Source organism: Pandoraea fibrosis, from assembly GCF_000807775.2.
Classification (GTDB): Bacteria; Pseudomonadota; Gammaproteobacteria; order Burkholderiales; family Burkholderiaceae; genus Pandoraea; species Pandoraea fibrosis.
Genome location: NZ_CP047385.1, coordinates 2,656,901 through 2,683,512 on the forward strand (window position 1 = coordinate 2,656,901; position 26,612 = coordinate 2,683,512).

Annotated in this window: 23 protein-coding genes; 20 read left to right on the forward strand and 3 right to left on the reverse strand. The window is 64.0% G+C overall.

From position 1 onward, the window contains the following. Positions 1-78: 78 nt before the first annotated feature. Positions 79-924, reverse strand: a complete 846-nt coding sequence (locus tag PI93_RS11870; RefSeq protein ID WP_039368803.1) for an MBL fold metallo-hydrolase — start codon at positions 922-924, stop codon at positions 79-81. 49 nt (positions 925-973) lie between these two features. Then, positions 974-1,519, reverse strand: a complete 546-nt coding sequence (locus tag PI93_RS11875) for a hypothetical protein (protein ID WP_039368800.1) — start codon at positions 1,517-1,519, stop codon at positions 974-976. A 166-nt stretch (positions 1,520-1,685) separates the two neighbouring features. On the opposite strand from PI93_RS11875, the gene PI93_RS11880 reads away from it, so the two are divergent. The 15 genes from PI93_RS11880 (at position 1,686) to PI93_RS11950 (ending at position 18,406) form a co-directional block, all read left to right on the forward strand. Then, positions 1,686-2,579, forward strand: coding sequence for a LysR substrate-binding domain-containing protein (locus PI93_RS11880; protein ID WP_039369014.1), 894 nt, complete (start codon positions 1,686-1,688; stop codon positions 2,577-2,579). A 542-nt stretch (positions 2,580-3,121) separates the two neighbouring features. Next, positions 3,122-4,306 (forward strand): porin, encoded by a 1,185-nt coding sequence (locus PI93_RS11885; RefSeq protein ID WP_052240561.1) that lies wholly within the window; start codon positions 3,122-3,124, stop codon positions 4,304-4,306. A 179-nt stretch (positions 4,307-4,485) separates the two neighbouring features. Continuing rightward, positions 4,486-5,283, forward strand: coding sequence for a GntR family transcriptional regulator (locus tag PI93_RS11890; RefSeq protein WP_039368796.1), 798 nt, complete (start codon positions 4,486-4,488; stop codon positions 5,281-5,283). Between the two features lie 20 nt (positions 5,284-5,303). Next, positions 5,304-6,515, forward strand: a complete 1,212-nt coding sequence (locus tag PI93_RS11895; RefSeq protein ID WP_039368794.1) for an ABC transporter substrate-binding protein — start codon at positions 5,304-5,306, stop codon at positions 6,513-6,515. A 4-nt stretch (positions 6,516-6,519) separates the two neighbouring features. Continuing rightward, positions 6,520-7,392, forward strand: a complete 873-nt coding sequence (locus PI93_RS11900; protein WP_039368791.1) for a branched-chain amino acid ABC transporter permease — start codon at positions 6,520-6,522, stop codon at positions 7,390-7,392. Between the two features lie 16 nt (positions 7,393-7,408). Beyond that, entirely contained in the window at positions 7,409-8,425 is a 1,017-nt protein-coding gene (locus PI93_RS11905; RefSeq protein WP_052240560.1) for a branched-chain amino acid ABC transporter permease, read from the forward strand. Then, positions 8,418-9,176, forward strand: a complete 759-nt coding sequence (locus tag PI93_RS11910; protein WP_039368787.1) for an ABC transporter ATP-binding protein — start codon at positions 8,418-8,420, stop codon at positions 9,174-9,176. The genes PI93_RS11905 and PI93_RS11910 overlap by 8 nt, the downstream gene beginning before the upstream one ends. Next, on the forward strand, positions 9,173-9,883 hold the full coding sequence (locus PI93_RS11915) for an ABC transporter ATP-binding protein (RefSeq protein ID WP_039368784.1): 711 nt from the start codon (positions 9,173-9,175) through the stop codon (positions 9,881-9,883). The genes PI93_RS11910 and PI93_RS11915 overlap by 4 nt, the downstream gene beginning before the upstream one ends. A 4-nt stretch (positions 9,884-9,887) precedes the next feature. After that, positions 9,888-11,156, forward strand: a complete 1,269-nt coding sequence (locus PI93_RS11920) for a 3-isopropylmalate dehydratase large subunit (protein WP_039368781.1) — start codon at positions 9,888-9,890, stop codon at positions 11,154-11,156. Positions 11,157-11,179: 23 nt separating this feature from the next. Continuing rightward, a complete protein-coding gene (locus PI93_RS11925) occupies positions 11,180-11,728 on the forward strand; it encodes a LeuD/DmdB family oxidoreductase small subunit (protein WP_039368776.1) in 549 nt (182 codons plus the stop codon). Beyond that, complete coding sequence (locus PI93_RS11930; RefSeq protein ID WP_039368773.1) at positions 11,722-13,416, forward strand: hydantoinase B/oxoprolinase family protein; 1,695 nt, start codon at positions 11,722-11,724, stop codon at positions 13,414-13,416. The genes PI93_RS11925 and PI93_RS11930 overlap by 7 nt, the downstream gene beginning before the upstream one ends. After that, positions 13,413-15,485: a hydantoinase/oxoprolinase family protein gene (locus tag PI93_RS11935; protein ID WP_039368768.1), complete on the forward strand. Its 2,073-nt coding sequence runs from the start codon at positions 13,413-13,415 to the stop codon at positions 15,483-15,485. Before PI93_RS11930 ends, PI93_RS11935 begins: the two co-directional genes overlap by 4 nt. A gap of 22 nt (positions 15,486-15,507) precedes the next feature. Further along, on the forward strand, positions 15,508-16,125 hold the full coding sequence (locus PI93_RS11940) for a cysteine hydrolase family protein (RefSeq protein WP_039368766.1): 618 nt from the start codon (positions 15,508-15,510) through the stop codon (positions 16,123-16,125). Beyond that, a complete protein-coding gene (locus PI93_RS11945) occupies positions 16,122-17,546 on the forward strand; it encodes an FAD-dependent oxidoreductase (RefSeq protein ID WP_052240559.1) in 1,425 nt (474 codons plus the stop codon). Before PI93_RS11940 ends, PI93_RS11945 begins: the two co-directional genes overlap by 4 nt. Further along, complete coding sequence (locus tag PI93_RS11950) at positions 17,543-18,406, forward strand: isocitrate lyase/PEP mutase family protein (protein ID WP_039368763.1); 864 nt, start codon at positions 17,543-17,545, stop codon at positions 18,404-18,406. Before PI93_RS11945 ends, PI93_RS11950 begins: the two co-directional genes overlap by 4 nt. A 113-nt stretch (positions 18,407-18,519) precedes the next feature. Here PI93_RS11950 and PI93_RS11955 read toward each other — a convergent pair whose 3' ends face one another. Continuing rightward, positions 18,520-19,743 (reverse strand): CaiB/BaiF CoA transferase family protein, encoded by a 1,224-nt coding sequence (locus tag PI93_RS11955; protein ID WP_039368760.1) that lies wholly within the window; start codon positions 19,741-19,743, stop codon positions 18,520-18,522. Between the two features lie 242 nt (positions 19,744-19,985). Between PI93_RS11955 and alaS the strand changes: the two genes are divergently transcribed. From alaS to PI93_RS11980, 5 genes are all read left to right on the forward strand, one after another. Continuing rightward, positions 19,986-22,610 (forward strand): alanine--tRNA ligase, encoded by a 2,625-nt coding sequence (gene alaS / locus PI93_RS11960; protein ID WP_039368757.1) that lies wholly within the window; start codon positions 19,986-19,988, stop codon positions 22,608-22,610. A gap of 369 nt (positions 22,611-22,979) precedes the next feature. Beyond that, complete coding sequence (locus PI93_RS11965; RefSeq protein WP_052240586.1) at positions 22,980-24,224, forward strand: YbfB/YjiJ family MFS transporter; 1,245 nt, start codon at positions 22,980-22,982, stop codon at positions 24,222-24,224. 93 nt (positions 24,225-24,317) lie between these two features. Continuing rightward, a complete protein-coding gene (locus tag PI93_RS11970; RefSeq protein ID WP_039368754.1) occupies positions 24,318-25,088 on the forward strand; it encodes a class II aldolase/adducin family protein in 771 nt (256 codons plus the stop codon). A 98-nt stretch (positions 25,089-25,186) separates the two neighbouring features. Beyond that, positions 25,187-25,381, forward strand: a complete 195-nt coding sequence (locus tag PI93_RS11975) for a 4-oxalocrotonate tautomerase (RefSeq protein ID WP_039368751.1) — start codon at positions 25,187-25,189, stop codon at positions 25,379-25,381. 91 nt (positions 25,382-25,472) lie between these two features. Continuing rightward, a complete protein-coding gene (locus PI93_RS11980; protein ID WP_080759114.1) occupies positions 25,473-26,606 on the forward strand; it encodes a threonine aldolase family protein in 1,134 nt (377 codons plus the stop codon). The last annotated feature ends 6 nt before the right edge of the window (positions 26,607-26,612 follow it).

Here is a 26,612-nt window from a genome sequence, read left to right on the forward strand (position 1 = left end):
CCATAGCGCGATGATCGTCTCGCGCATGGGCCCGTCGAGCGAGTCTGCGATCGTCAGCAGGTCACGCCGCCTGCGTGGCTATACCTCGCTCACATAGTGCAGACCGTAGTCGCCCCGAGTCCGCCTGATTTGTGCAAAGCCGAGTTCCCCCAAATGCATGCCAGCGATCAGAACTCCCTCTGAACTGACCATGTCCAGCAGCCTTGATCGTGTGGTGGCCGCCATCGTCGGGTCTTGATCGAACGCAATCGAGACGTCCGGGCGCTCGATCTGGATGTGCGGAAAGTGAACGACGTCCCCCCAAACCAGCAGGCTCCGGTCACGCGATTCCACGAGATAGCCGGTGTGGCCGTCGGTGTGTCCCGGCAGCGACATCGCGCGGATACCGGGAAGCACCTCGCCGTCGTCGAAGGTACGCAGCCTGTCGCGGTAGCTATCGAATACCTGACGGGCGATCTGAAAGTTGCCACGTGCCCGTTCGCTGGCACGGCTGAGATTGCCGTCGTCTTGCCAAAACCTCACCTCTCGCCGATGCGCGACGAGCGCCGCGTTTGGGAAGGCAATCTGCCCGGCGGCAGTCACGAGGCCACCCACGTGATCGGGATGCGCGTGGGTGAGCAGGATCGTGTCGATGGACGCGGGTTCGATGCCGGCGAGCAACAGGTTCTCGCGCAAACGGCCACCCCACTGTCTGATGCCGCCGGCCCCAGCGTCGATGAGGACGGTGCGTTCCGCAGTGCGCACGACGTAGCAGTTGATGTGCACCGCCGAGGGCGCCGTCTGTCCCGCATCCCGCTGCATTCTCGCAGCCTCGGTCGCATCGATGTTCGACAGGAAGTCGAGGCTGGCGTTGAGGTAGCCATCGCTGATGGCGGTAATCGTGAAGTCGCCAACTTGTTGGCTTGGAAAGACAGGCGTGGACACAACACTTCTCCGGATCGACGGGGTTCGGACGGGAATGCCCGGTGAGGGCTTAGGTTGTCGGCGTACCCGAAAGCGGGGCGGCGCTCGTCAGTTGTGCCGTCATGGGTTCATAGAGGTGAATGCCGTCGACGGCATTCTCAATCCGCTGCGCGTTGGCCCGAGGCAATACGGCAAGCCAGCGACGGGCCGGGAATTTCTCCAGCGCAACAGCCTGCATGGCCAACGGCTTGAGACCTTCCTTGATCAAGGCATCCGGGCCGGTAGCGCAAAGCACGAGCAGTTCGTCGGCCTTGACTGCGGGGGCGAGCCCGATATCGCCATAGAGATTGCGGTGCCAGTCGGTGATGTGCTGTTGCCACCGTGCGAAGTTTCCGCCGCCTTTCTGGCGATATTCCTCACTCGTCAGCACGTCGAGACCGTCAATCGTATGGATGGCGAGGTAGACGGGGCAGTCGCCGCCGATCGCGCGAAAGCGTTGCGACGCGCGGAAGCCCGTTACGGAGATCAGGGCAGGCAGCTTTTCAAGGCTGTAGAAGGCGTTCCATGCGGCTTCACTGTCGGGGTCGGCGAAGCTGCATTCCACGGTGTAGATCATCGAATTGTCCTTGAGGCTCTGCGAGTCTTATCCAGCAAGAAACGCAACATTAGTGCGGTAACGTAATGGTAGTCTGCCAATTCCAGCACTGAAATCGAATAAAAGTCAGTCTTCAGTGATGTTTGCTCAAGCTGGCTTCGAGCGCATATTGATCGGTGAGATTCCCATGACACGCAAGATTCCCAGCAACTCCGCGCTTCTGGCATTCGAGGCGGCGGCGCGACACGGCAGCTTCGCCCGGGCTGCCGAGGAGTTGGCGCGTACCGAGGGGGCGGTCAGTCGTCAGATCGCGCGGTTGGAAGCATTTTTGGGCGTGGCGTTGTTCGAGCGCGTGGGCAATCGCGTGCGTCTGGCGCCCAACGGCACGAGATACGCCGTGCAGGTTCGGGAGATTCTGGATCGGCTGGAACGAGACAGCCTGTATCTGATGGGACAACCCGCTGAGGGAGCGAGCATCGATATCGCGGCCAGTCCGACCTTCGCTACCCGTTGGCTGATTCCCCGATTGAAGCGATTTCAGGCAGCGCATCCGAACATCACCGTGCATATTGCCGAGCGCATGGAGCCCTTCCTGCTTGCCGGTAGTGGCTTCGACGCCGCGCTGCATTTCGAACATCCGGCATGGACGGGAATGCACTTGCATCGTCTGCTGGAAGAGATTCTGGTGCCGGTCTGTAGCCCGACGTTGTTGCGCGAGGCAGGCGCAACAACGTCGCTCGACGCGCTGCCACTGCTGCACAGGCGGCAGAATCCGGACGCCTGGCAGCGGTATGCACAGGCATCGGGTATCGTACTCAGCAACCCGGCGGTCGGTGCGCGTTACGATCTCCATTCCATGTTGATCGAAGCGGCGCTGGCGGGTTTGGGCGTGGCGTTGGTACCGCGTTTTTACATTGACGCCGAGCTTGAACAAGGCCGTTTGGTCGCCCCTTGGCCGGCGGGGACAACGATTATCAAAAACTTCTGCCTCGTCCTTCCCGAGCCGATCGAATTAAGCGGGCGGCCGGTTCAGGCATTCGCAAGGTGGATTCTGGAGGAAGCGTCGAGCGCGGCGTGTTGAACGACAACGTCTCAACGAGACGCGTCACCGTGCCGTCCGGCGACGTAAGGCGACGTAAGGCGGCCCGACGACAGCGGCTCGCGCAGATCGGCATCGGTGCCGACGCATTGCGCCTGGTCCCGAATATCAGCGACGGTGCGACATGATCGTGCCAGCCGATATCGAACTCAGGAATTTCCCGATAGAACAACCGCACGCGGCATTTGTTCCATTGACGCTACAAATTGGCGCTCCTAGAGTCGTCGCCATGATGACTTCTTCTTTTCCAACGCCGATGAAAACGTTCGCCACCAAGCGCGCAACGTATCGCGTTCTGCGCGAGTAAGCCGCTTTTGCCCCCTGGCACGCGACGCATTGCGATATCGATCGCGTCAGCGTGCTCTCCCAACTTGCCCTTGCCGTACGACGTGCGCCGCGTGCTCACGACGCGGCTTCGTGCGCCCTCGCGTTTGTTTCGCCCGCCAAGCGTTTTGCTCGCGGTGCCGACAAGTGCCCGGCGCACTGGGGAACTGCTTTCCTCAACAAAAGAAGGACGCACGTCAATGCCTCAAATCACACGCAAAACGTTACCTCTCGCTTACCCCGTCTCGGCAGCCTGCGCTGCATTTTGGCTCGCCACGGCGGCGACGCCGGCACTCGCTCAATCGAGCGTCACGCTCTATGGCGTGATCGAGGCGGCCGTTGTCTCGCAGAATCACGCGAGCCCCGATGGTGGTCGCATCTACTCCGTCAATCAGGCCGGGGAGGGGTTCCTCTCCGCGAGCCGTTTCGGCCTGCAAGGCGTGGAAGATCTCGGCAGCGGCATGAAGGCGCGCTTCGTACTGGAGAACGGTTTCAACTCGCAAGCCGGAACGTTCGACCAACAGGGGCAACTCTTCGGCCGGCAGGCATTCGTCGCCTTGCAAGGCGGCTGGGGGGAGTTCGCGCTTGGCCGTCAGTACACGGGCGCCGTGGTTGCGATCTCGATGGTCGATCCGATCTTCATCGGCGCACCGCCCACGAACTCGTGGCTCGTCTTCCTGACGGGGCAGCGTTACAACAACGCACTGACATGGACAAAGAAGTTCGGCCCCTTCGGTGTGAATCTTCAATATGCGTTCGGCGGCATTGCAGGGCAGGGCTCGGCACGTTCGTCGGCATCGGGCGGGGTGTCGTGGGAGCAAAACGGCAACGTCTTCACCGGTCAGGTGCAACAGACGCACGATTCGCAGAGCCGCCTTGCAAAGACGTGGTCGCTTGGCGCCAAGGTGAGCTACGGGCAGTGGAAATTCCACGCCGACTATCTTCAGAGCCAGCGCGATGCCGGATTCGATGTGTCCAACGGCGGTACCGATTACGCGTCGATCACGAACATGAGCACCGCGGCGACCCCCACGACTGTGGCGGCCATCGGCTCCGTGTTCTCTGCGTCGCGACGCGACCAGTTCTTCACGCTCGGCGCGAGCTACCTGCTCAACCCGGCGTGGCAATTCATCGCGGCGTATATGTACGACAACACCAGCGCGGTGAATTTCAGCGGCAAACGGCAAACGCTCTACGGTGTGATCGACTACTTCCTGTCCAAGCGCACCGATGTCTACTTCGCTACCGCTTACGAGCGAGTCGATGGCGGGTGGTCCGGACTCTTCGGCACGTCGACGACCAACTGGACGGGGGGCAATGGCGTGAAGCTCAACGGGTACGACAATCAGATGAGCTACTACGTCGGCCTGCGTCACCGCTTCTGAAAACGGTTGCGGCGCAGCATCGAAACCTGTTGCGCCGCAATCCGAAAACCCTTGTGCCGCCTGCGCGCGCAGGTCATTTGCCCGGTAATTTTGAATATCTTAGGTGTTTTCCCGATAGAACATTTTGTCTGTCACTTTGTTCTATTGACCGGACATTATGACACTTACAGAATCGCCGCATGGATACCCCACTACCGCTTCCGAAGTACCACCAGATCTACCTCGTGCTGCGCGAGCAACTGCAGGAGGGGCGCTTCGATCGTGATGGCGTGCCCGGCGAGCATGTGCTGGCCGATCAGTTCAGCGTGGCACGCATCACCATTCGCAAGGCGATGGAAATGCTGGTGGCCGACGGCCTTGTCGTGCGCCGCCCTGGACTGGGAACGTGGCCGCTGCACGCAGGGCAACGCACCGGCGGCAAGACGCCTGGCTTCTCTCGCGAGAAGGCGCACCTGACCGGCCTGCTCGAGAACATCGTCAACATGGGGTTGCGCACGAACGTGTCGGTGCTCGAATCGAGCGTCGTGGGCGCGAGCGATGCCGTTGCCGACGCATTGGCGCTCGAACCCGGTGCCCCGGTCTTCAAGAGCATTCGTGTGCGCAGCACGCAGGCAGGTCCCTTGTCGTACATCACCACGCATGTGCCGCAAGGGATCGCCGAGATCAATCGCGAAGAGCTTGAACGCAAACCGCTGCTGATGCTGCTCGAAGAGGCCGGTGTCGAACTTGGCGGTGCGACGCAGACGATTTCAGCGCGTCTGGCCGATGCTGTCGTGGCGCGCCATCTCGATATCGCTGTCGGCTCCGCGTTGCTGGCGGTCACGCGTCTTGTGCGCGATGTGTCCGAGCGTCCCGTGCAACTGCTGCAAGGTCTGTATCGCCCCGATCGCTACCAGTACCAGCTTCAACTCTCTCGTGTCGGCGACATCGACGCGAAGGTCTGGGTCAGCGAAGAACTGTCTGCCCAATTCCACTGATCATGTCCGGAGAATCGTCAATGAGTTCGCGTCGCACGTTCCTGCGCCAGTCCACTGCCATGGCTGCGCTTGCCGCCACTTCCAGCGCGCCCTGGCTTGCGCATGCTGCCGGGAAGCCGGTCAAGATCGGTGTGCTGCATCCCGTCACAGGGGCGCTGGCCTACTCCGGCCAGCAGTGCCGTCTCGGCGCGTTGCTCGCCATTGACGATATCAATGCCGCTGGCGGCATCAAGTCGCTCGGCGGCGCGCCTATCGAGGCGGTGCTCGGCGACGCACAGTCGCGCCCGGAAGCCGGGTCGGCAGAAGTCGAGAAGATGAACGAGGCGGGCGTATCGGCCATTGTGGGCGCTTATGCGTCGGCGATTTGTCTGGCGACGACGCAAACGGCTGCGAAGTATGGCCTGCCACATGTCGTCGACGTGGGGGTGGCCGACCAGATCGTGGAGCGCGGTCTGACGAACACGTTCCGCTTCGGCCCGGGCTATCGCATGTGCTCGCTGCGCGCGGTGGATGATCTCGCCGCGCTCAACAATGCCGCCGGCAAGCCCGCCAAGACAGTGATGATCGTGCACGAAGAGTCGCTCTTCGGCACGGGTACGGCGGCGTTGCTGCAAAAGGAATTGCCCGCGCGTGGCTTTGAGATCAAGGAAGTCATCAAGCACGCCAACCCGACGCGCGACTTCAACAACATCGTGCTGCGCATGCGCTCGGTGAATCCGGACATCGTGATTCCCGCGAATTACTACAACGAGTACGCGCTGCTGTTGCGTGCGATGAAGCAACAGAAGGTGCAGCCCAAGGCGATCTATTCCGTGCTCGGCGGTGCGGCGTCGAGCTACAAGTTCCTCAAGGAGTTTCCGGACATCGCCGACGGCATCATCGACTGTAACCACTGGTTCAATCCGAAGGACCCGCGCGTGGCGGCGCTCAAGGCGCGCACGCAAGCCAAAGGCGCGTTCTTCAGCTACGAGGTTTTCATGACCTACACGGCCATGATGTTGCTGGCCGATGCGATCGAGCGCGCCAGGTCGGTCGATCGTGCCGCCATCACGGCGGCGCTGGCCTCGAGTTCGTTCAAGGATCACATCATGCCGTATGGGCCGACGAAGTTCGTCAACGGTCAGAATACCGGCGCTCAGCCGCTGCTCACGCAGGTCTCGCATAGCGACATCAAGGTGATCTTGCCCGACACGTATCGTCAGATCGCGCCGGTCTTCCCGCTCAAGGCCTGATGCGATGCTCGACCCGGTCATTCTTCTCTCGGCCGTACTCAACGGGCTCACCACGGGGGCGGTGTATGCACTCATCGCCCTGGGCCTCACGCTCGTGTACGGCGTGCTGCACATCATCAACTTCTCGCACGGGGCGGCGCTGATGATCGCGCTGTACGCCGTGTGGCTGCTCAAGGAAAAGCTCGGTATCGATCCGTACGTCGCGCTGCCGTTCGTCACACTGGGCATGTTCGCCCTGGGCTACGCGTTGCAACGCTGCGTGATCGAGCGGGCGAGCCACGGCAAGGACGAGAACATTCTGCTCGTCACGCTCGGGTTGGCGATCGTGCTGGAGAACCTCGCGCTGGTGTGGTTCAAGTCCGATACGCACACCATCGACACGCCTTACACGCTCGCGACCGTCGATGTCGGTCCGGTCATGCTTTCGGTGCCGAAGCTCATCGCCTTCGGCGGTGCGCTGAGCGCGGCAGCACTGCTCTTCTGGATCATGCGAGCCACGGATCTTGGCCGCGCGATTCGTGCCGTTGCCAAGGAGAAGCATGGCGCGAAGCTCATGGGAATCGATGTCGAGCGGGTCTACGCGCTGTCGTTCGGTATCGGCATGGCGTGCGTGGGCGCGGCAGCGTGTTTTCTGATGCCTTCGTATTACGTCAATCCGCAAGTCGGCAGTGGCTTCGTGCTGGTGGCTTTCACCATCGTGGTGCTCGGCGGCATGGGGAGCTTCACCGGTGCACTCGCAGGCGGGTTGCTTATCGGGGTAGTCGAGTCGCTGGGCGGGCTGTGGCTGGGCGATTCGCTCGGGCAGATGGGCATCTTCGCCATTTTCATCATCGTCGTGCTGCTGCGTCCGCAGGGCTTGTTCGGTGCGCGGGCATGAGGAGCGGGAGCAAACGATGAGAGACCTTCGTTGGATCGTGTTGTTTGGTGTCGTGATGGCGGCGCTGCTGATCACGCTGCAATCGGGTGTGTGGCTGTCGTTCGTCATGATGACGCTCTATACCGTGCTGCTCTCGCAGTCCTGGAACATTCTGGGCGGGTTCGGCGGGCAGTTGTCGTTCGGGCATGCGCTCTTTTTCGGCGTTGGCGCCTATGCGCAGGCCATTGCCCAATTGCAGTGGGGCTGGAACCCCTGGCTGGCGATGCCGTTCGCCATTGCAATGGGCACCGGGGTTGCCATCGTCATCGGTGCGGTCACATTTCGCTACGGCCTCAAGGGTTCGTACTTTGCGCTGGTGACGTTGGCATTTGCGGAAGTCTTCCGAATTCTCGCCGTGTCGCTGCCGTTCACCGGCGCCGGTGTGGGCCTCATGGTGCCGTTGCGCCAGAGCGTGGCGAATCTGCAATTCGCGTCGCCGCGCGGCTACGCCACGTTGCTGCTCGTGTTTGTGATGGCGGCACTGCTGGTCACGGCCTGGCTGCGGCATTCGCGCTTCGGCGCGTGGCTGCAAGCGGTGCGCGACAACGAGAACGCCGCTCGCGCGGTCGGTGTGAATCCGCTGCGCGTCAAACTCGGCGCGATTGCCTTGTCCGGCGCGTTCATGAGCGCCGCAGGCATGTGTTACGTGCAGATGTTCCAGTACATCGATGCAGGTATCGCGTTCGGCTCGACGATCTCGGTCGAAGCGCTCGTCGGCGTGATCGTGGGCGGTATGGGCACGCTTTGGGGACCGGTGCTGGGCGCGACCGTGCTGTACGCGCTGGGCGAGTTCACGCGCAACCTGTTCGGCGAGTTGCCGGGCCTGTCGATGGTGATCTACGGCGCGGTGCTGATTCTGATCGTGATGTTCCTGCCGCGCGGTATGACCGGCGCAGGGGCATCGGTGCGCCGCCTGCTGGGCATGGACAAGAAGACGGTGACTGCGCCCGACGCGCAGGCGGCCGCCACGCATGAGGAGAACGCCCGTGTCTGAGGTGCTGTTGAAGGCCAATGGCCTGTCCATTACGTTCGGCGGCCTCAAGGCGGTGCAGGACGTGAGTCTTGTCGTCAAGCCGGGCACGTTGAGTGCACTCGTGGGCCCGAACGGTGCCGGTAAAACGACGCTGTTCGGTCTGCTCTCCGGATTCCTGACACCCACGGCGGGCCGCGTCGAGTTTCAGGGGCGGGACATCACGGGCCAAGCCCCGTTCGAGACGGCGCGCCAGGGGCTGACGCGCACCTTCCAGATCGTGCAGCCGTTTGGCGCGCAGACGGTGCGCGAGAACATTGCCGTGGGCGCGCATCTGCACCAACGCGATCGTCGTGCGGCGTTGCGCGAGGCCGAGGAGGTTGCCCTGCGCACGAACTTGCAGGCGCAGTTGGACAAGCCTGCCGCCGATCTGACCGTGTGTGGGCGCAAGCGGCTCGAACTCGCACGTGCGCTGGCGACCCGCCCGCGGCTGTTGTTGCTCGACGAAGTGCTCGCCGGCCTGAACCCGAGCGAGATCGACGAGATGATTCCCGTGGTGCGCGAGATCGCCGACAGCGGCGTGACGGTGTTGATGATCGAACACGTGATGCGCGCGGTCATGAGTCTTGCCGAGCATGTGTGGGTGCTCGCACAGGGCAAGCTGATTGCCGCCGGCACGCCGCGTGAAGTCACGTCCGACGCTGCCGTGATCGAAGCCTATCTGGGGCACGGCACCGCAGCGCGGCTCGCCGCCCAATCGGGAGGTGCGCAATGAGCCATTTGCTGGAAGTGGAAGGCTTGCGCACGGGCTATGGTCGTGTCGAGGTGCTGCGCGGTGTCGACCTGACGGTCGGTGCGGGCGAAATCGTGGTGCTGCTCGGCAGTAATGGCGCTGGCAAGTCCACGCTGAACAACACGCTCTCGGGCATCAATCCCGTCTGGGCGGGGCGCGTGCGGTTCGACGGACACGACCTCACCGGACGCCATTACCGCGACGTCGTGAAGGCCGGGTTGATTCAGGTGCCGGAAGGCCGGCGAATTTTCCCGAACCTGAGCGTGCGCGAAAACCTGGTGCTTGGCGCATTTGCCCGGGGACGTGCATCGCGTGAGCAAAGTCTGGAGCGCATGCTCGACCTGTTCCCGCGTCTTCGCGAACGTATTGCTCAGCCGGCCGGCACGATGTCAGGTGGCGAGCAGCAGATGCTGGCCATCGGCCGCGGGCTGATGGCCCAGCCAAGGTTGCTCATCCTCGACGAACCTTCCCTGGGTCTCTCGCCCCTGATGGTCGAAGAGCTCTTCACGCTGATCGCCCGTCTGCAACACGACGGCCTGTCGATTCTGCTCGTGGAACAGAACGTGGGCCAGTCGCTGGAAACCGGACAGCGCGGTTATGTCCTGGAGAACGGGGCGATTCGTCACAGCGGCACGTGCGCCGAGTTGCTGGCGAGCAGCGACCTGCGCCGCGCCTATCTCGGAATGTAAGGCAATGACCAAGGCTCAAACTCTGACGCAAAAACTGCTGGCGGCGGCCTGTGGCCGCGACGAAGTGGCCGTGGGCGAGATCGTCACCTGCCGCGTCGACCTCGCGATGTTTCACGATTCCAGTGGCCCGCGCCGACTGCAACCGATGCTCGAATCGCTGGGGGCGCAGTTGTGGGACAAGTCGAAGGTGGTGCTCGTCATCGATCACTATGTGCCGGAGTCCGACGACGAATCGCGGCGCATCGTTCGCATTGCGCGCGACTGGGCGAGCGCACAGGCGTTGCCCAACGTCTACGACTCGGTCGGCATTTGCCATGTGGTCGTGCCGGAGCATGGGCATCTGCGCCCCGGCATGTTCTGCGTGGGTGGCGACTCACATTCGCCCACGGGCGGTGCGTTCGGTGCCTACATGTTCGGTATCGGCAGCACGGAAATGCTGGGCGTGGCCGTGTCAGGCGAAATCTGGGTGAAGGTGCCGGAAACCCTTCAGATGCGCTGGGACTCATGCCTGACCGACGGCGTCACCGCGAAAGACATGATGCTGCACATGATCGGCCGCTTCGGCATGAACGGCGGACGCTATCAGGCGATCGAGTTCTGTGGCGAGGCCGTGCGGGCGCTCTCGATGCAGGAGCGCATGACGCTCTCGAACATGAGCGCCGAACTGGGCTCGCAGGTCGGACTGATTGCCCCCGATGAGACCACGCTCGACTACTTGCGCTCGGTTGGCGTGACGCAAGACATCGACATTCGTCGCTGGCAGGGCGATCCGGGCGCCGTGGCCGAAGTTCACACGTTCGACGCCACCGCGCTTGCCCCGCAAGTGGCCGCGCCGCACAGCCCCGCGAATACGCGCGGCGTCGACGAATTCGCCGACGTGACGGTGGATGTCGCTTATCTGGGCGCCTGCACGGGGGCGAAGCTCGAAGACTTGCGCGCGGCAGCCCGCGTGCTGCAAGGCAAGCGCGTGGCCAAGGGCATGCGCTTTGTCGTCGCGCCGGCGTCGCAGCGCGATCAGGCACAGGCGGCTCGCGAAGGCGTGATGGACGTTCTTACCGCAGCCGGCGCGCAGGTGCTCGCCACGACCTGCGGCGCTTGCGCGGGATACGGCGGCTCGATTCCCGAAGGCGCCACCGTCATGTCGAGCACCGCCCGCAATTTCAAGGGACGCATGGGATCGGAGACTGCCCAGGTCTATCTCGGCTCGCCCTATACGGTGGCGGCTGCCGCGCTCACGGGGCGCATTGCCGACCCGCGCGACATGCTCGTCTGAGACTTCGTTTGTCACACTTGTCCATGACCACCCCAACTACGACTGTTGATCCACGCAGCACCTTGCATCGCGCCTGGGTAGTGGGCGCCGATATCGATACCGACGCGCTCGCGCCGGGCGCCTATATGAAGTTCGGCATCGACGAGATCGCGCGACATTGCCTGCATCGCGTTCGTCCCGAGTTCGCCGCCAACGTGCAGGCTGGCGATGTCCTCGTCGCCGGCCCCAACTTCGGCATCGGCTCCTCGCGCGAGCAGGCCGCAGCGGCGCTGGTGCATCTCGGCGTGCGTGCCGTCATCGCGCCGTCGTTCAACGGCCTGTATTTCCGCAACGCCTTCAATGTGGGGCTGTTGCTGCTCACCTGTGCCGACGCACATCGCATTGCCGAGGGCGACGCCCTGCGGCTCGCGCCGCGCGAAGGCTTCGTCGAACGCGCCGACGGCAGCCGGCTCGCCTGCGAGACCGTGCCGGGCTTCCTGCTCGACATGGTCGACGCGGGAGGGCTGCTCAATCTGCTCAAGCGGCGCGGTACGGCACCTCAAGCGACATCCAACGGAGTTTCTTCATGCTAGATCCCGTCACTCTGGCGGTCCTCAAGGGCCGTCTGGAGCAGATCGCCGACGAAATGGACGCGACGCTCTACCGCAGTGCGTTCAACCCCATCATTGCCGAGGCGCACGATGCTTGCCACGGCATCTACGACGCAGCCACCGGCGCCACGCTGATTCAGGGCAAGTCGGGCCTGCCCGTCTTCGTCGGTGCGATGGCTTTTGCCGTGCAGGCGGCGGCGCGCGCCGCCGCCGAGCGTGGCGGCATGGTCGATGGCGATGTGTGGCTCTTCAACGATCCCTACGAAGGGGGCACCCACGCCAACGACTTCAAGCTCGTGCGCCCGGTGTTTCGCAACGGCCGGCTTTATTGCTTTCTGGCGTCGGCGGCGCACTGGCATGACGTGGGCGGCGCAGTACCCGGCAACTACAATCCGGCGGCTACCGAGTGCTGGCAGGAAGCCGTGCAGATCCCGCCCGTGCGCATCGTTCGCGGTGGGGTGCTCGACGCCGACGTGCTTGCCATCCTCAAGGCGAACACGCGACTGCCCGACAGTCTCTGGGGCGATCTGAACGGCCAACTGTCGGCGCTGACCCTCGGCGCGCGACGTCTGACGGATCTGCTCGACGAATACGGCGACACCACAGTGCAGGAAGCGCTTGGTCAACTGCGCGAGCGGGCCGTCAAGCTCATGCGCGCGCATGTGGCAGCGTTGCCCGACGGCGAGTACCTCTATCAGGACATGCTCGATAACGACGGCGTGCGCGACGAGCCGCTCACGATTGCCCTGCGCATGCGGGTGCAGGGTGAGACGCTCACGCTCGACTTCACGGGCACGTCGCCCGCGTGCATGGGGCCGGTGAATATCTCCCGGGCGACCGCCATTGCCGCTTGTTACGTGGCGCTCAAACATCTGTTCCCGGATGTGCCCGCCAATGCGGGCGTGCTGGACGCCGTGCAGTTCGAACTGCCGGAAGGGTTGGTGATTTCGGCGCAGCGTCCGCGCCCTGTCGGCGGTTACACGGAAACGATTCTGCGCATGATCGACGTGATCTTCTGCGCCATGGCCAAGGCCGCGCCGGAGCGTGCGATGGCCCAGGCATACGGCACGATCAATGCGCTGTCGATTGCGGGTTACCGAACAGACGAGGCGCGTCGCGGCCAGCGATGGGTGATGTTCAGCTTCTTCGGCGGCGGTCATGGCGGCCACATGGATGGCGATGGTCTGTCGCACGGCAATGCGCCGATTTCGACGGCCACGATTCCCCCCGTCGAGATTCTCGAGGCGGCCTATCCCGTGCGTTTCACGCAGTGGGCGCTGCGTCCCGACTCGGCAGGCGACGGCGAACACCGGGGCGGCCTGGGTGCGATCTACGAGATCGAATTGCTGGAAGACAGCGCAGAAGCGTTCGTGTTCGGTGAGCGGGGCCGCTCGGCACCGCAAGGCATTGCCGGCGGTCAGGCATCGGTGCCGAACGTTTTCCAATATCAGAACGAAGGCGAGTGGCACACCCCGCCGATGGCATCGAAGATGCTCGGTATCAAGCTGGCGCGAGGTGAGCGCGTGCGGCTTCAGACGCCGGGCGGCGGCGGCTACGGCGATCCCGCACGGCGCGACGCGGCGGCGCGCGCCCATGACCGGGCGATGGGGTATGTGACGCAGGCGGCCGACGCCGCGAGCGGCAAGGCAACGAAGGAGCAACAGGCATGAGCACAGCAGCAACGACCGGAGCCCCGCTGATCGTGGGTGTCGATGTGGGCGGCACGTTCACGGATTTGTTCGTGCTCGACGAAGCGGCCGGTGCGGCGCGTATCGTCAAGGTGCCGTCGACACGCGGCGAAGAAGCGCGGGGCTTCATGAACGGCATCGAACGGGTGGGCGACACCGCCGGGACGGCGGGGGCAGGCGCCATCGCAACCATTGTGCACGGTACGACCGTCGGCACGAATGCGCTGTTGGAACGTAAGGTGGCCCGCACTGGCATCATCACCACGACCGGTTTTCGCGACGTGCTGGAGATGCGCCGGCGCGACCGTCCCGCCACATGGGGACTGCGCGGCGACTTCACACCGATCGTGCCGCGCGACTTGCGCCTGGAAGTCGATGAGCGCGTGCTCTCGGACGGCACGATCCACACCGAGGTGGACGTCGCTCAGGTCGAAGCGGCAGCGCGCGCGTTGCTCGAAGCCGGTTGCGAGGCGGTGTGCGTGTTTTTCATCAATGCCTATGCCAATCCGGTCAACGAACAACGTGCGGTCGCAGCCGTGCGTGCGCTGTGGCCCAACGGCAATGTGACGGCGGCAACGGAGGTGTTGCCCGAGATTCGCGAGTTCGAGCGATGTTCGACCGCCACGCTCAACGCCGCACTGCAACCCGTGGTCGGCGGCTATCTCACGCGGCTTGAGCGCGATCTGAAGGCGCAGGGTTTTGCGGGGGAACTGCTGGTCGTGCAAAGCAACGGCGGCATCATGTCGCGCCAGACTGCGAGCGACGTGCCCGTGCGTACCGCGCTCTCGGGGCCGGCAGCGGGCGTGATCGCCTGCGCTGCGATTGCGCGTGCGGCCGGTTTCCCCAACGTGGTGACAGGGGATATGGGCGGCACATCGTTCGATGTCTCGCTCGTTGCGGGCGGCGAAGCGTCGCTCTCTGCGCAGACATCCATCGAATTCGGCATGGTGGTGCGCTCGCCGATGATTCAGATCGAGACGATTGGCGCCGGCGGCGGCTCGATTGCGTCGGTGGACGCTGGCGGCTTGCTGCAAGTAGGGCCGGAATCGGCGGGCAGTATTCCGGGACCGGCCTGCTACGGACGTGGCAATTTGCGCCCGACCGTGACCGATGCCAACGTGCTGCTCGGCCGCATTGCGGCAGACCGGCCGCTGGGGGGCGGCTTGCTCGACAAGCTCGACGCGGGGCTGGCGGCACAAGCCATCGGCGAGCATGTCGCCGAGCCGTTGGGGCTGGAGGTGCATGCGGCTGCCGAAGCGATTCTGACGGTGGCCAATGCCAAGATGGCAGGGGCCATTCGTGTGGTGTCGATCGAGCGGGGGCACGATCCGCGTCAGTTCGCCTATATGCCGTTTGGCGGCGGCGGCGCCTTGCATGTCTGCGCCATGATGCGCGAGGTCGGTACGACCACCGGGATCGTGCCGCGCTATCCCGGCGTGACCTCGGCACTCGGCTGCGTGATGGCCGATATGCGCCACGACAGCGTGCAGACACTCAATCAGCCGCTTGCGGCGCTCGACGTCGAAGATCTTGTCGCGCGTGTCGAGGCGCTTGCACAGGCTTGTCAAACACGTCTGGATTCGGCCGGCGTGCGTTTCGAGTCGGTGCGCGAAGTCATCGAACTCGACATGCTCTACGTCGGGCAGAGCCACACCGTGCGGGTGCCGGTGTCGCGCGACGCGTTGCATCGCGATGGCATCGCTCAGGCGTTTGAAGCTGCCTATCGCGAGGCCTTCGGTCGCGCGCTCGACGGCATTGCGGTGCGCATCATGAATCTGCGCTACGCCCGCATCGGTGTGCGTCCGAAATTCGATCTCGCGGTGCTGGCACCGCAAGCGAGCGCTATGCCTGCGCCGCTGGGCACGCAACGCGTCTATCACGCCGGGCAGTGGTGGGATGCCGTGCGTTATGCGCGTCTCGATTTGCCGGTAGGGGCAACGGTGGCCGGCCCCGCGATCCTCGAACAATCGGATACCACGATATGGCTGGAACCGGAATTCGCAGGACGTGTCGACGCGCTGGGCAACCTGCTCATCACGCGCAGTGCCTGAGCATCGCGACCGGAGAGACGATATGAGTCAAACCCTCAAGCTCGACAGCGTTCGCACAGCGCTGGTCATCGTGGATTTGCAGAACGACTTCATCACCTCGGGCGGCGCGTACGATCGTGGCGGTGCAGCCACTCCACAGGCGCAAGCGCTGCCTGCGCGGGTGGCGCCGGTCGCCGAGGCGCTCAAAGCCGCGGGCGGTTACGTGGCGGCGAGCCAGTTCACGCTCTGGCCCGATGCGAATGGCGAGCCCATGATTTCTCCGCATCTGAAGCAATTGCGACCCTTCCTGCGGCGCGGTGACTTCGTGGCCGGCACACCGGGGCACGCGACGGTGGATGCGCTCGCGCGCCACGTCGATATGTCGGTGTGGAAGGTGGCTTACTCGGCGTTCTTCAACACGCAGCTCGACTGGGTGCTGCGACGCGCAGGCATCGAGACGGTGGCGGTATGCGGCATTGTGACGAACGGCGGCGTGGCAAGCACTGCGCGCGACGCGCACATGCGCGACTATCGTGTGCTGATGCTCTCGGACGGGTGCGCTGCTCCCACGCCTGCCGCGCATGACGCCGCGCTCGCCGATCTGTGCACCGTTGGCGAAGTCGTGACTTGCGAGGCCTTCATGGGCCGTATTTCATCATGAGCGCGCCGGTGATTCGCCACGGCTTGCCGCCGACGGACGATCTGCCTCACGTCAGTGTCGTGATCGTGGGCGCGGGCGCTTGCGGACTGACGGCCGCACTGGTTCTGCAAGAGGCCGGCATCGACTGCGTGCTGCTGGAGCGCGACGCGTTGCCCAGCGGTTCCACGGCGCTCTCGTCGGGGTTCATCCCGGCAGCCGGGAGCGAAGTGCAACGTGCGGCAGGTATCGACGACAGCCCGCGCCGATTCGCCGACGACATTGCGGGCAAGACCCGGGGTACGGCTGCCACGCATCTCGTGCGCGCCTATACGGAGGCCTCGGGCCCGGCGATGGACTTGCTGGCACGCCACGGCCTGCGCTTCGAGATTCTCGACGGCTTTCTTTATCCGGGACACACGGTGCGACGCATGCACAGCCTGCCCGAGCGCACCGGCGCTGCGCTGATGGCGGCGCTGGATCGTGCCGTGCAGGCGACCGATGCCGCTGTTCTCACGCGCACGCTGGTTCGCGAGTTGTGGGTGGACGAGGCCGGGCGTGTGCGTGCCGTGGGTGGCGTGCGTCCTGACGGTTCGATGGAGTATCTCGGCTGCGACGTGCTGCTGCTGGCGTGCAACGGGTTCGGCGGCAATGCCGCGCTTCGCGCCGAACTGTTGCCTGAGATGGCGAACGCGGTGTACGGCGGACATGAGGGCAACGACGGCAGTGCGCTGCTCTGGGGGCGCGAGCTGGGCGCGGCACAGGCCGATCTCGGTGGCTATCAGGGACATGGCTCGTGGGCGAGCCCGCACGGTGTGCTGATTTCGTGGGCGGTCATCATGGACGGCGGCTTCCAGATCAATCGGGAAGGGCGGCGCTTCCACGACGAGACACATGGCTACTCCGAGGCGGCTGTGCATGTGCTGGCGCAAACGGATGGCATTGCGTGGAACGTGTTCGACGGACAGACGCTGGCGCTAGCCCGAACGTTCCCCGACTTTCAGGACGCCGAGGCCGCCGGGGCGCTCAAGACCTGTGCGGACATCGACGCGCTCGCCCGAGTCGTCGGCTGTGACGTCACGACCCTGCGCGAGACCCTCGATACCGTGTCGCGCGGCGCCACCGCGGGCGACGGACGGACGTTCGCCCGAGCCATCGCCGCGCCGTATTACGCAGTGAAAGTGACCGGCGCGCTGTTCCACACGCAGGGCGGACTCGATATCGACGCCCATTGCCGCGTGCTGACGCCCGACGGCAAGCCATTCCCCAATCTGCTGGCTGCCGGGGGAGCCGCGCGCGGCGTGTCGGGCAACGCGGTCTGGGGCTATCTATCGGGCAATGGCCTGCTCTCGGCTGTGGCGGGCGGTTTTATCGCGGCACATACGGCGCATACGACGCTCGACGCGCTTGCCGCCAAATCCTCTTCTCAGGAGACATCCGCATGACGACTTCGTCGTCTCTCAAACAACGTCTCGGTGGCGGCGTGTTGCTCGCGCCGGGCGTCTACGACGCGCTGTCCGCGCTCATCGCCGCACAGGCGGGCTTCGAGGCACTGTATTTGTCAGGGGCGTCGATTGCCTACACCCGACTGGGACGTTCGGACATCGGGTTGACGACCTACCCGGAGGTAGAAGACACGCTCGCACGGATTGCCGAGCGCGTAGAGATTCCTGTCATCGTCGATGCCGACACCGGCTTCGGCAACGCGCTGAACGTCAAACGCACCGTGCGAGGTTTCGAGCGTGCCGGGGCGGCAATGATCCAGTTGGAGGATCAGACCTTTCCGAAACGATGCGGTCATCTCGACGGCAAGGGGGTGGTGCCGGTGCAGGAGATGGTCGGCAAGGTACGTGCAGCGCTCGATGCACGTCACGACGCCAACACCCTGATCCTGGCGCGCACAGATGCCGTGGCCGTCGAAGGCCTCGATGCGGCGCTCGATCGTGCCGAGCAGTATCTGGAGGCAGGGGCCGATGCATTATTCATCGAGGCGCTGCGCAGCCCCGAGCAGATGGCGGCGGCGTGCGAGCGATTCGCGCAGCGCGTGCCGTTGCTCGCGAATATGGTCGAAGGAGGCAAAACCCCGGTGCAAAGCGCACAGACGCTCGCCGACATCGGCTTTCGTATCGTGATCTTTCCGGGTGGGACAGCCCGCGCCGTGGCCAATACCCTGCAGGGGTATTACGCCAATCTGCACGCGCAAGGCACCACGGCGGCATGGGGCGATCGCATGCTCGATTTCGATGGCTTGAATGCGGTGATCGGTACCCCGGCGCTGCTTGCCGAAGGCAAGCGATACGAATAGACGGGCAACGTAAGCGCGGGGGCGCCCGCGCAATGAATCGGCGCGTAACGTGGGTCGCGCCGGTGGCCGGGCCTGTCGCGATTGGTTTCGCGTCAGGCCCTTTTCCATCGGCGTCAGACGATCTTGTCCCCGCGTAGTTGTGCGATCTTTGCGTCGTCGAAACCAAGCCGCTCGCGCAGAATGTCGTCGCTGTGCTGACCCAGCGTGGGCGGGGCGCTGCGCGCAACCGTCGGCGTTTCGCTCATCTTCATCGGGCTGGCGACCAAACGGGCGACGCCCCCGGACGCATGCGGCAATTCGACGGCCATCTCGCGCGCGACGACCTGCGGATGCGCAAACACTTCCGGCAACGTGTTGATTGGCCCGCACGGCACGCCGGCGGCTTCGAGCTTGTCGATCCAGGTGTCCTTGCCGAACTTGCGCACCATCTGCGCAAGGATCGGCACGAGCGTGTCGCGGTGACGCACGCGTGACGGGTTGGTCGCGAAGCGCACGTCGTCGGCAAGCGCAGGTTCTTCACCCGCTTCAACGAATTTGCGGAATTGCCCGTCGTTGCCCACGGCCACGATGATCCAGCCGTCGTCGCCCGTCTGGAACGTCTGGTACGGCACGATGTTCGGATGTGCGTTGCCCCAGCGCACGGGGGCTTTGCCGCTTGCGAGATAGTTGGTGTTCATGTTGGCGAGCATGGCGACCTGCGTGTCGAGTAGCGCCATGTCGATGTACTGACCTACGCCCGTGCGGTCGCGATGGGTGAGGGCGGCCATGATCGCGAGGCTCGCATACATGCCCGTCATCAGATCGGCAATCGCCACGCCTGCCTTTTGCGGACCGCCGCCCGGCAGACCGTCGCGCTCGCCGGTGATGCTCATGAAGCCGCCGATGCCTTGCACGATGAAGTCGTAGCCGGCGCGCGAGGCATGCGGGCCGGTCTGGCCGAAGCCCGTGACCGAGCAGTAGACGAGATCCGGTTTGATGGCTTTGAGCGAGGCGTAGTCGAGGCCGTACTTGGCGAGTTGTCCGACTTTGTAATTCTCGACGACGACATCGCTTTGCGCCGCGAGCGCCCGCACGATCGCCTGACCCTCCGGACGCGAGATGTCGAGCGTGAGCGAGCGCTTGTTGCGGTTGGCCGCGAGATAGTACGCGGCCTCCTGCGTGTCGTTGCCCTCGGCGTCGCGCTGATACGGCGGGCCCCAGCTACGGGTGTCGTCGCCCACGCCCGGGCGCTCGACCTTGATGACATCGGCTCCCAGATCCGCCAGGTTCTGCGTGGCCCACGGCCCGGCCAGTACTCGCGAAAGATCCAACACCCGGATATGGCTGAGCGCGCCCATCGATTTCTCTCTCCTGTGCATTCGTCGTGATAGGTGATTGCGCATTGCGCGGAACGATGTTTTGCAATGCGGAACTTGTGTCGAAGAGTTTATGTCCTGTCATTTGCCTCTGACCAGTGTCGTTTCGCACTGCGGTTGGTGGCACGACGCGGTGACGGGGGCGATTTCCCGTATAATCAAAAGTTTGCAAAACACCCACCAGGCTTGGCTTAGCTCGCCCGGTCCCCACGCTCACGCACCCTATGAAAGTCGCAGACATTCGGGAAAAATTCCTCAACTTCTTCGAGTCGAAGGGGCACACCATCGTGCGCTCGTCGAGCCTCGTGCCGTCCAATGACCCCACGCTGCTGTTCACGAACTCCGGCATGGTGCAGTTCAAGGACGTTTTCCTCGGTCTCGAGACGCGTCCGTACACGCGCGCGACCACGGCCCAGCGCAGCGTGCGCGCGGGCGGCAAGCACAACGATCTGGAGAACGTCGGCTACACGGCGCGTCACCACACGTTCTTCGAAATGCTGGGTAACTTCTCGTTCGGCGACTACTTCAAGCGCGAAGCGATCCAATATGCGTGGGAACTGCTGACGGAAGTCTACAAACTGCCGAAGGACAAGCTCTGGGTCACCGTCTATCAGGAAGACGACGAGGCCTACGACATCTGGGCGAAGGAAGTTGGCGTGCCGACCGAGCGGATCATCCGCATCGGCGATAACAAGGGAGCACGCTACGCCTCGGATAACTTCTGGCAGATGGCCGACACCGGCCCGTGCGGCCCGTGCTCGGAGATTTTCTACGACCATGGCGCCGATGTCTGGGGTGGCCCCCCGGGATCGCCGGAAGAAGACGGCGACCGCTATATCGAGATCTGGAATCTCGTGTTCATGCAGTTCAACCGCGACGAGCAGGGCAACATGACACCGCTGCCCAAGCCGTGCGTCGATACCGGCATGGGACTGGAGCGTATCGCGGCGGTGCTGCAGCATGTGCACAGCAACTACGAAATCGATCTGTTCCAGCACCTGATCAAGGCTGCTGGCCGTGAAACCGGTGTGACCGATCTCACGGCGAACTCGCTCAAGGTGATTGCCGATCACATTCGCGCGTGCTCGTTCCTGATCGTCGACGGTGTGATCCCGGGCAATGAAGGCCGTGGCTACGTGCTGCGCCGTATCATCCGCCGTGCCATCCGTCACGGTTACAAGCTCGGTTGCAAGACTCCGTTCTTCTACAAGCTGGTGCCGGATCTGGTCGCCGAAATGGGCGTCGCCTATCCGGAACTCGCACAGGCGCAGCAACGCGTGACCGATGTGCTCAAGCAGGAAGAAGAGCGTTTCGGTGAAACCATCGAGAACGGCATGGAGATTCTCGAAGGCGCACTGGCCGATCTGGCCAAGCGCGGCGTGACGACACTCGACGGCGAACTCGCCTTCAAGCTGCACGACACGTATGGCTTCCCGCTCGATCTGACGGCCGACGTTTGCCGCGAGCGCAGCATCACGGTCGACGAAGCGGCGTTCGATGCCGCCATGGCGCGTCAGCGCGAACAAGCCCGCGCTGCGGGCAAGTTCAAGATGGCAACGGCACTCGAATACACCGGCGACAAGACCCGCTTCCAGGGCTACGACAAGCTCGTGCTCGAAGGTGCGAAGGTCACGGCGCTCTACCTCGACGGCACCAGCGTGGGCAAGCTCAGCGCCGGTCAGCAAGGCATCGTCGTGCTCGACACCACGCCGTTCTACGCAGAGTCGGGCGGTCAGGTGGGCGATCAGGGGCTGATCGTTGCTGGCGGCGCACGTTTCGGTGTGTCCGACACGCAGAAGATTCAGGCCGACGTGTTCGGCCACTACGGCACGCTGGAGTCGGGCGAGCTGAAGGTGGGCGAGGCGGTCACGGCGCAGGTCGATGCCGTGCGTCGCGCACGCACCGTTCGCAACCACTCCGCCACGCACTTGATGCACAAGGCGCTGCGCGAAGTGCTGGGCGCTCACGTGCAACAGAAGGGCTCGCTGGTCGACGCCGACAAGACGCGCTTCGACTTCGCACACAACGCGGCGATGACCGCCGATGAAATCCGTCGTGTGGAAGACATCGTCAACGCGGAAGTGCTGGCGAATGCACCGACGCAAGCGGCGCTGATGTCGTTCGACGATGCCGTCAAGGGGGGCGCGATGGCCCTGTTCGGCGAAAAGTACGGCGACGAAGTGCGCGTACTCGATATCGGCTCGTCGCGCGAACTGTGCGGTGGTACGCACGTGACGCGCACCGGCGATATCGGTCTGTTCAAGATCGTGATGGAAGGCGGCGTCGCTGCCGGTATCCGCCGCGTGGAAGCCATCACCGGCGACAACTCGGTGCGTTTCGTGCAGAAGCTCGACGATCAGGTCAACGAGGCTGCCGCTGCGCTCAAGACTCAGCCGGCCGAGCTGACGCCGCGTATCGCGCAGGTGCAGGAGCAGGTCAAGTCGCTCGAGAAGGAACTGGCGGCGCTCAAGTCGAAACTCGCGTCGAATCAAGGTGACGAACTGGTCGAGAAGGCTGTCGATGTGAACGGTCTGAAGGTGTTGGCCGCACAGCTCGAAGGCGCCGACGTCAAGACCCTGCGCGAAACGATGGACAAGCTCAAGGACAAGCTCAAGAGCGCAGCGATCGTGCTCGCCGCAGTCGACGGCGGCAAGGTCAGCCTGATCGCTGGGGTGACGGCCGACGCGACCGGCAAGGTCAAGGCCGGCGAATTGGTCAACTTCGTCGCGCAGCAGGTCGGCGGCAAGGGGGGCGGTCGTCCGGACATGGCGCAGGCGGGCGGTACCGATCCGTCGCAACTGCCGCAGGCGCTGGCCGGCGTGCAGGGTTGGGTTGCCGGCAAGTTCTGACGAACCCGGTAAGGGCGGCGGCTTAGGCTGCCGCCCGGGTCCGACGCGCTATCTACGGCAATTTGCCCGGATCGCCCGGATGGCTCAAGCAAAACGCGCACTTCGGTGCGCGTTTTGCATTGGCGAGCCGGAGGATATCTTGAGCACCGGTGGCCTGACGACAGGGCAGTACAGTTTCAGTATTCGAAAGGATACCGAAGCGAAGGCCGTCAGTATTTCTCGGACGTGAAGCTATGGACTGGCCCGAGCGCCCGATATTGCGCATTGCCCTTCACAGCGCAGGGGCACCCCCGCTTCCCGTAATGGTTTGCATGTAAAGTATTCGAAAAGTTGCGCGCACCGGTGCACATCTCCCACAACGCTATCGCCATGCCAGCCATACTCGCCGATTCCGACAGAACCGACTCGTTGCGTCAGCCCTCGCCCGAACGCGCTGCATGGCGCATTGCGCTGTCCTGCATGCTGGCTCTGGCCATTGCCATGGGCATTGGCCGCTTCGCCTTCACGCCCATGCTGCCGCTGATGCTGCACGAGCGGCTCACCGACATTCAACATGGCAGTTGGCTTGCTTCGCTCAATTACGCGGGGTACTTCATCGGGGCGCTGTCCTGCATGTGGCTGCGTCTCACGCCGACGCTCATCATCCGTTTCGCCCTTGCCTCGACCGTCGTGCTGACGCTGGCGATGGGGCTGCTCGAGTCGTTTGCCGTGTGGGCCGTTGTACGCACGCTGGCCGGGGTGATGAGTTCCTGGGCGATGGTGTTCTCGGCCGGATGGGGGTTTCGCAGACTCGCCGAGCTTCGCATGCCGAGTCTGGGCGGCGTGATCTTCGCGGGACCCGGTGCAGGCATCGTGGTGACGGGCTTGCTTGCGAACCTGAACAACACGCTGGCGTGGCCCGCACGCGGCGGCTGGTTGCTGTGTGGTGTGCTGGCGCTGGCGTTGCTGGTGGTCATCTGGCGCACATTCGTTGCCGACGCTCCGGCGGAAGTCGCCCGGTCCACGAAGCCCGCGGACACGGCCAGCGCCTCGGCGCATGCCGTCAATCACGGCAGTGGCGAAAGCGTCATTCCGGTCACGGTGCTCTATGGCTTTGCCGGGTTCGGTTACATCATCACGGCGACCTTCCTGCCGGTGATCGCGCGTCAGGCATTGCCTGGCTCACCGTGGCCCGACCTCTTTTTCCCATTGCTCGGCTTGATGGTGATACCGGGGGCGATCATCGGCGCGCGTGCGCCGCTTGCCTGGGACAATCGACTGCTGCTTGCTGCCTGCTACGTCATGCAAGGCGCGGGGGTGGGGATCGGTATCGTGCTGCCGAACGTGGTGGGCTTCGCGTTGGGCAGTGTGCTCGTCGGACTGCCATTCACGGCGATCACCGTGTATGCCGTGCGCGAGTGCCGACGCCTGCGTGGGGACAATGCCAATGGCCTGATCGGACTGGTGACGGCATCCTACGGGATCGGTCAGATCGTCGGGCCACTGGTGGCCGCGCCGCTGGTCGAAGCGACCGGCAGCTTTACGGCGGCGCTGCTCTGCGCGAGTGGCGTGCTCGTGTTGGGTGCCATCGGCTTCGTGTGGGATTGGCGACGTTCGCTCGAGCGCGCGCCCTGAGATTTGCCATCGGTGTTGCTGCCGGCGCGCTTGTTGCCCTCATCACGCGAGACGTTTGCCGAACACCGACACCTCCATCCTCTGGAACCCTCTATGTCTTTTACCCTGCAGGCGGGCAGAAAGGCCGCCACCGCCGTGAGCGAAGCCGAGCGTCAGATGCGCGTCGATCTTGCCGCCTGTTACCGGCTCGTTGCGCTGCACGGCTGGGACGATCTGATCTACACCCACATCTCTGCCATGGTGCCCGATGAGCCGGGGCACTTTCTGATCAACCCGTTCGGTTTGGCCTTTGACGAAGTGACGGCATCGAATCTCGTCAAGATCACGATGGCCGGTGAGATCGTGGGCGAGAGCGAGCACCCAGTGAACGTGACCGGGTTTGCCTTGCACGGAGCCGTGCACGCTGCGCGCGCAGACGCGGTGTGTGTCATGCACCTGCACAATACTGCGGGCATTGCGGTGTCGATTCAGCCGCATGGGCTACTGCCGATCTCGCAGCACGCGCTGCGATTTCACGAGCGTATCGGCTATCACGACTATGAGGGGCTGGCCTTTTCACCTTCGGAAGGCGAACGGCTTGTGGCGTCGCTCGGCGCGCATCCGGCCATGTTGCTGCGCAACCACGGCACGCTGACGACCGGCCGCACGGTCGCCGAAGCCTTTGTGCTGATGGCCACCCTGATCAAGGCATGTGAGATCCAGTTGCAGGCGTTGGCGGGCGGTGTCGCCCCGCATTTGCCCAGCGTGGCGGTGCAGGACAAGACCGCCATCCAACTCGAGGATGGCGGCGCCATCGAAGGCGTGCTGGAGTGGCCTGCGCTGCTGCGCAAACTGGATAGAATAGACGCCTCGTTTCGCGATTGAGCGCCATTGAGGTGCGAGGTCGCGAACGTGCGGCAAGCCCGCAGGAAGGACGCGGCGGCGCTGCCGATTCTGAAAACAACACAGGGAGAGAGACTGCAATGCCAACGTTTCACGTCGAGATGTTCGAGGGGCGCACGGTCGAGCAAAAGCGCGCATTCGTCAAAGCCGTTACGGAAGCGGCGGTGAACACGATCGGCTGCAAGCCGGAGTCCGTGGACATCATCATTACCGACGTCAAGCCCGAGAACTGGGCTACCGCAGGCAAGCTCTGGTCGGATCCGCGGCCAGAGTAAAACCGAGTGAGCCGATGGCCGCTGCTTGGGGCTGTCGGCAGGTCTGAGGCGGGGCGTCTCGCGGCGTCCTCGCCGTATCGATGAGGTTGTCATGTCGCAAGTTCCGTCCCCGTCCCTGTCCCCATCCGCATCGAAGCTCCATGCCGCCGCCCAGGCGGCCAACGGCAGCGAAACGCCGCAAACGCCACAACACTTTGCGTCGGACAACTACGCCGGGATTTGTCCCGAGGCGCTGCATTACCTGATCGAGGCCAATGCCAGCGGTCATGAGGTTGCCTACGGTGACGATACCTGGACGCAGCGCGTGTGCGACGGTATTCGCCAACTGTTCGACACGGACTGCGAGGTGTTCTTCGTGTTCAACGGCACGGCCGCCAACTCGCTGGCGCTAGCCTCGTTGTCGCAGTCGTATCACTCCGTGATCTGCCACGAACTGGCGCACGTCGAAACCGATGAGTGCGGGGGCCCCGAATTCTTCTCCAACGGCGCGAAACTGTTGACCGCGCGTGGCCGCGAGAACAACGGCAAGCTCACGCCGGATGCCGTCGAGTCGGTCATCAACCGACGCTCGGACATCCACTTCCCGAAACCCAAGGTCGTCACGCTCACGCAGGCGACGGAAGTCGGTACCGTCTACACGGTCGATGAAATCAAGGCGATCTCGGCGGTGGCCAGGCGGCGCAATCTGCGCGTGCACATGGACGGCGCTCGATTCGCCAATGCGGTGGCGACGTTGGGGTGCCATCCGGGCGACGTGACCTGGCGGGCAGGTGTGGATGTGCTTTGCTTCGGCGGCACGAAGAATGGCCTGCCGGTCGGCGAGGCCGTGGTGTTCTTCAATCGCGCGCTGGCGGAGGATTTTGCGTATCGAGTGAAGCAGGCAGGGCAGTTGGCGTCGAAGATGCGCTTCATTTCCGCGCCGTGGCTTGGCATGCTGGAGCACGACACGTGGTTGCGCAATGCACGCCACGCCAATGCCATGGCGCAATTGCTCGCCCAGCGCATTCGCGACGTGTCGGGCGTGTCGCTCATGTTCGAGACGCAAGCCAATGCCGTGTTCGCCGAATTACCGCTGCATGTGATCGAAGCGTTGCGTGCCCGGGGCTGGCGCTTTTACACGTTCATCGGGGCGGGCGGTTGCCGTTTCATGTGCGCGTGGGATACCCGTGTGGAAACGGTCGAGCGTCTCGCGGCGGATATCCGGGAATTGAGCGCGAAGGGCTGAGCGGGG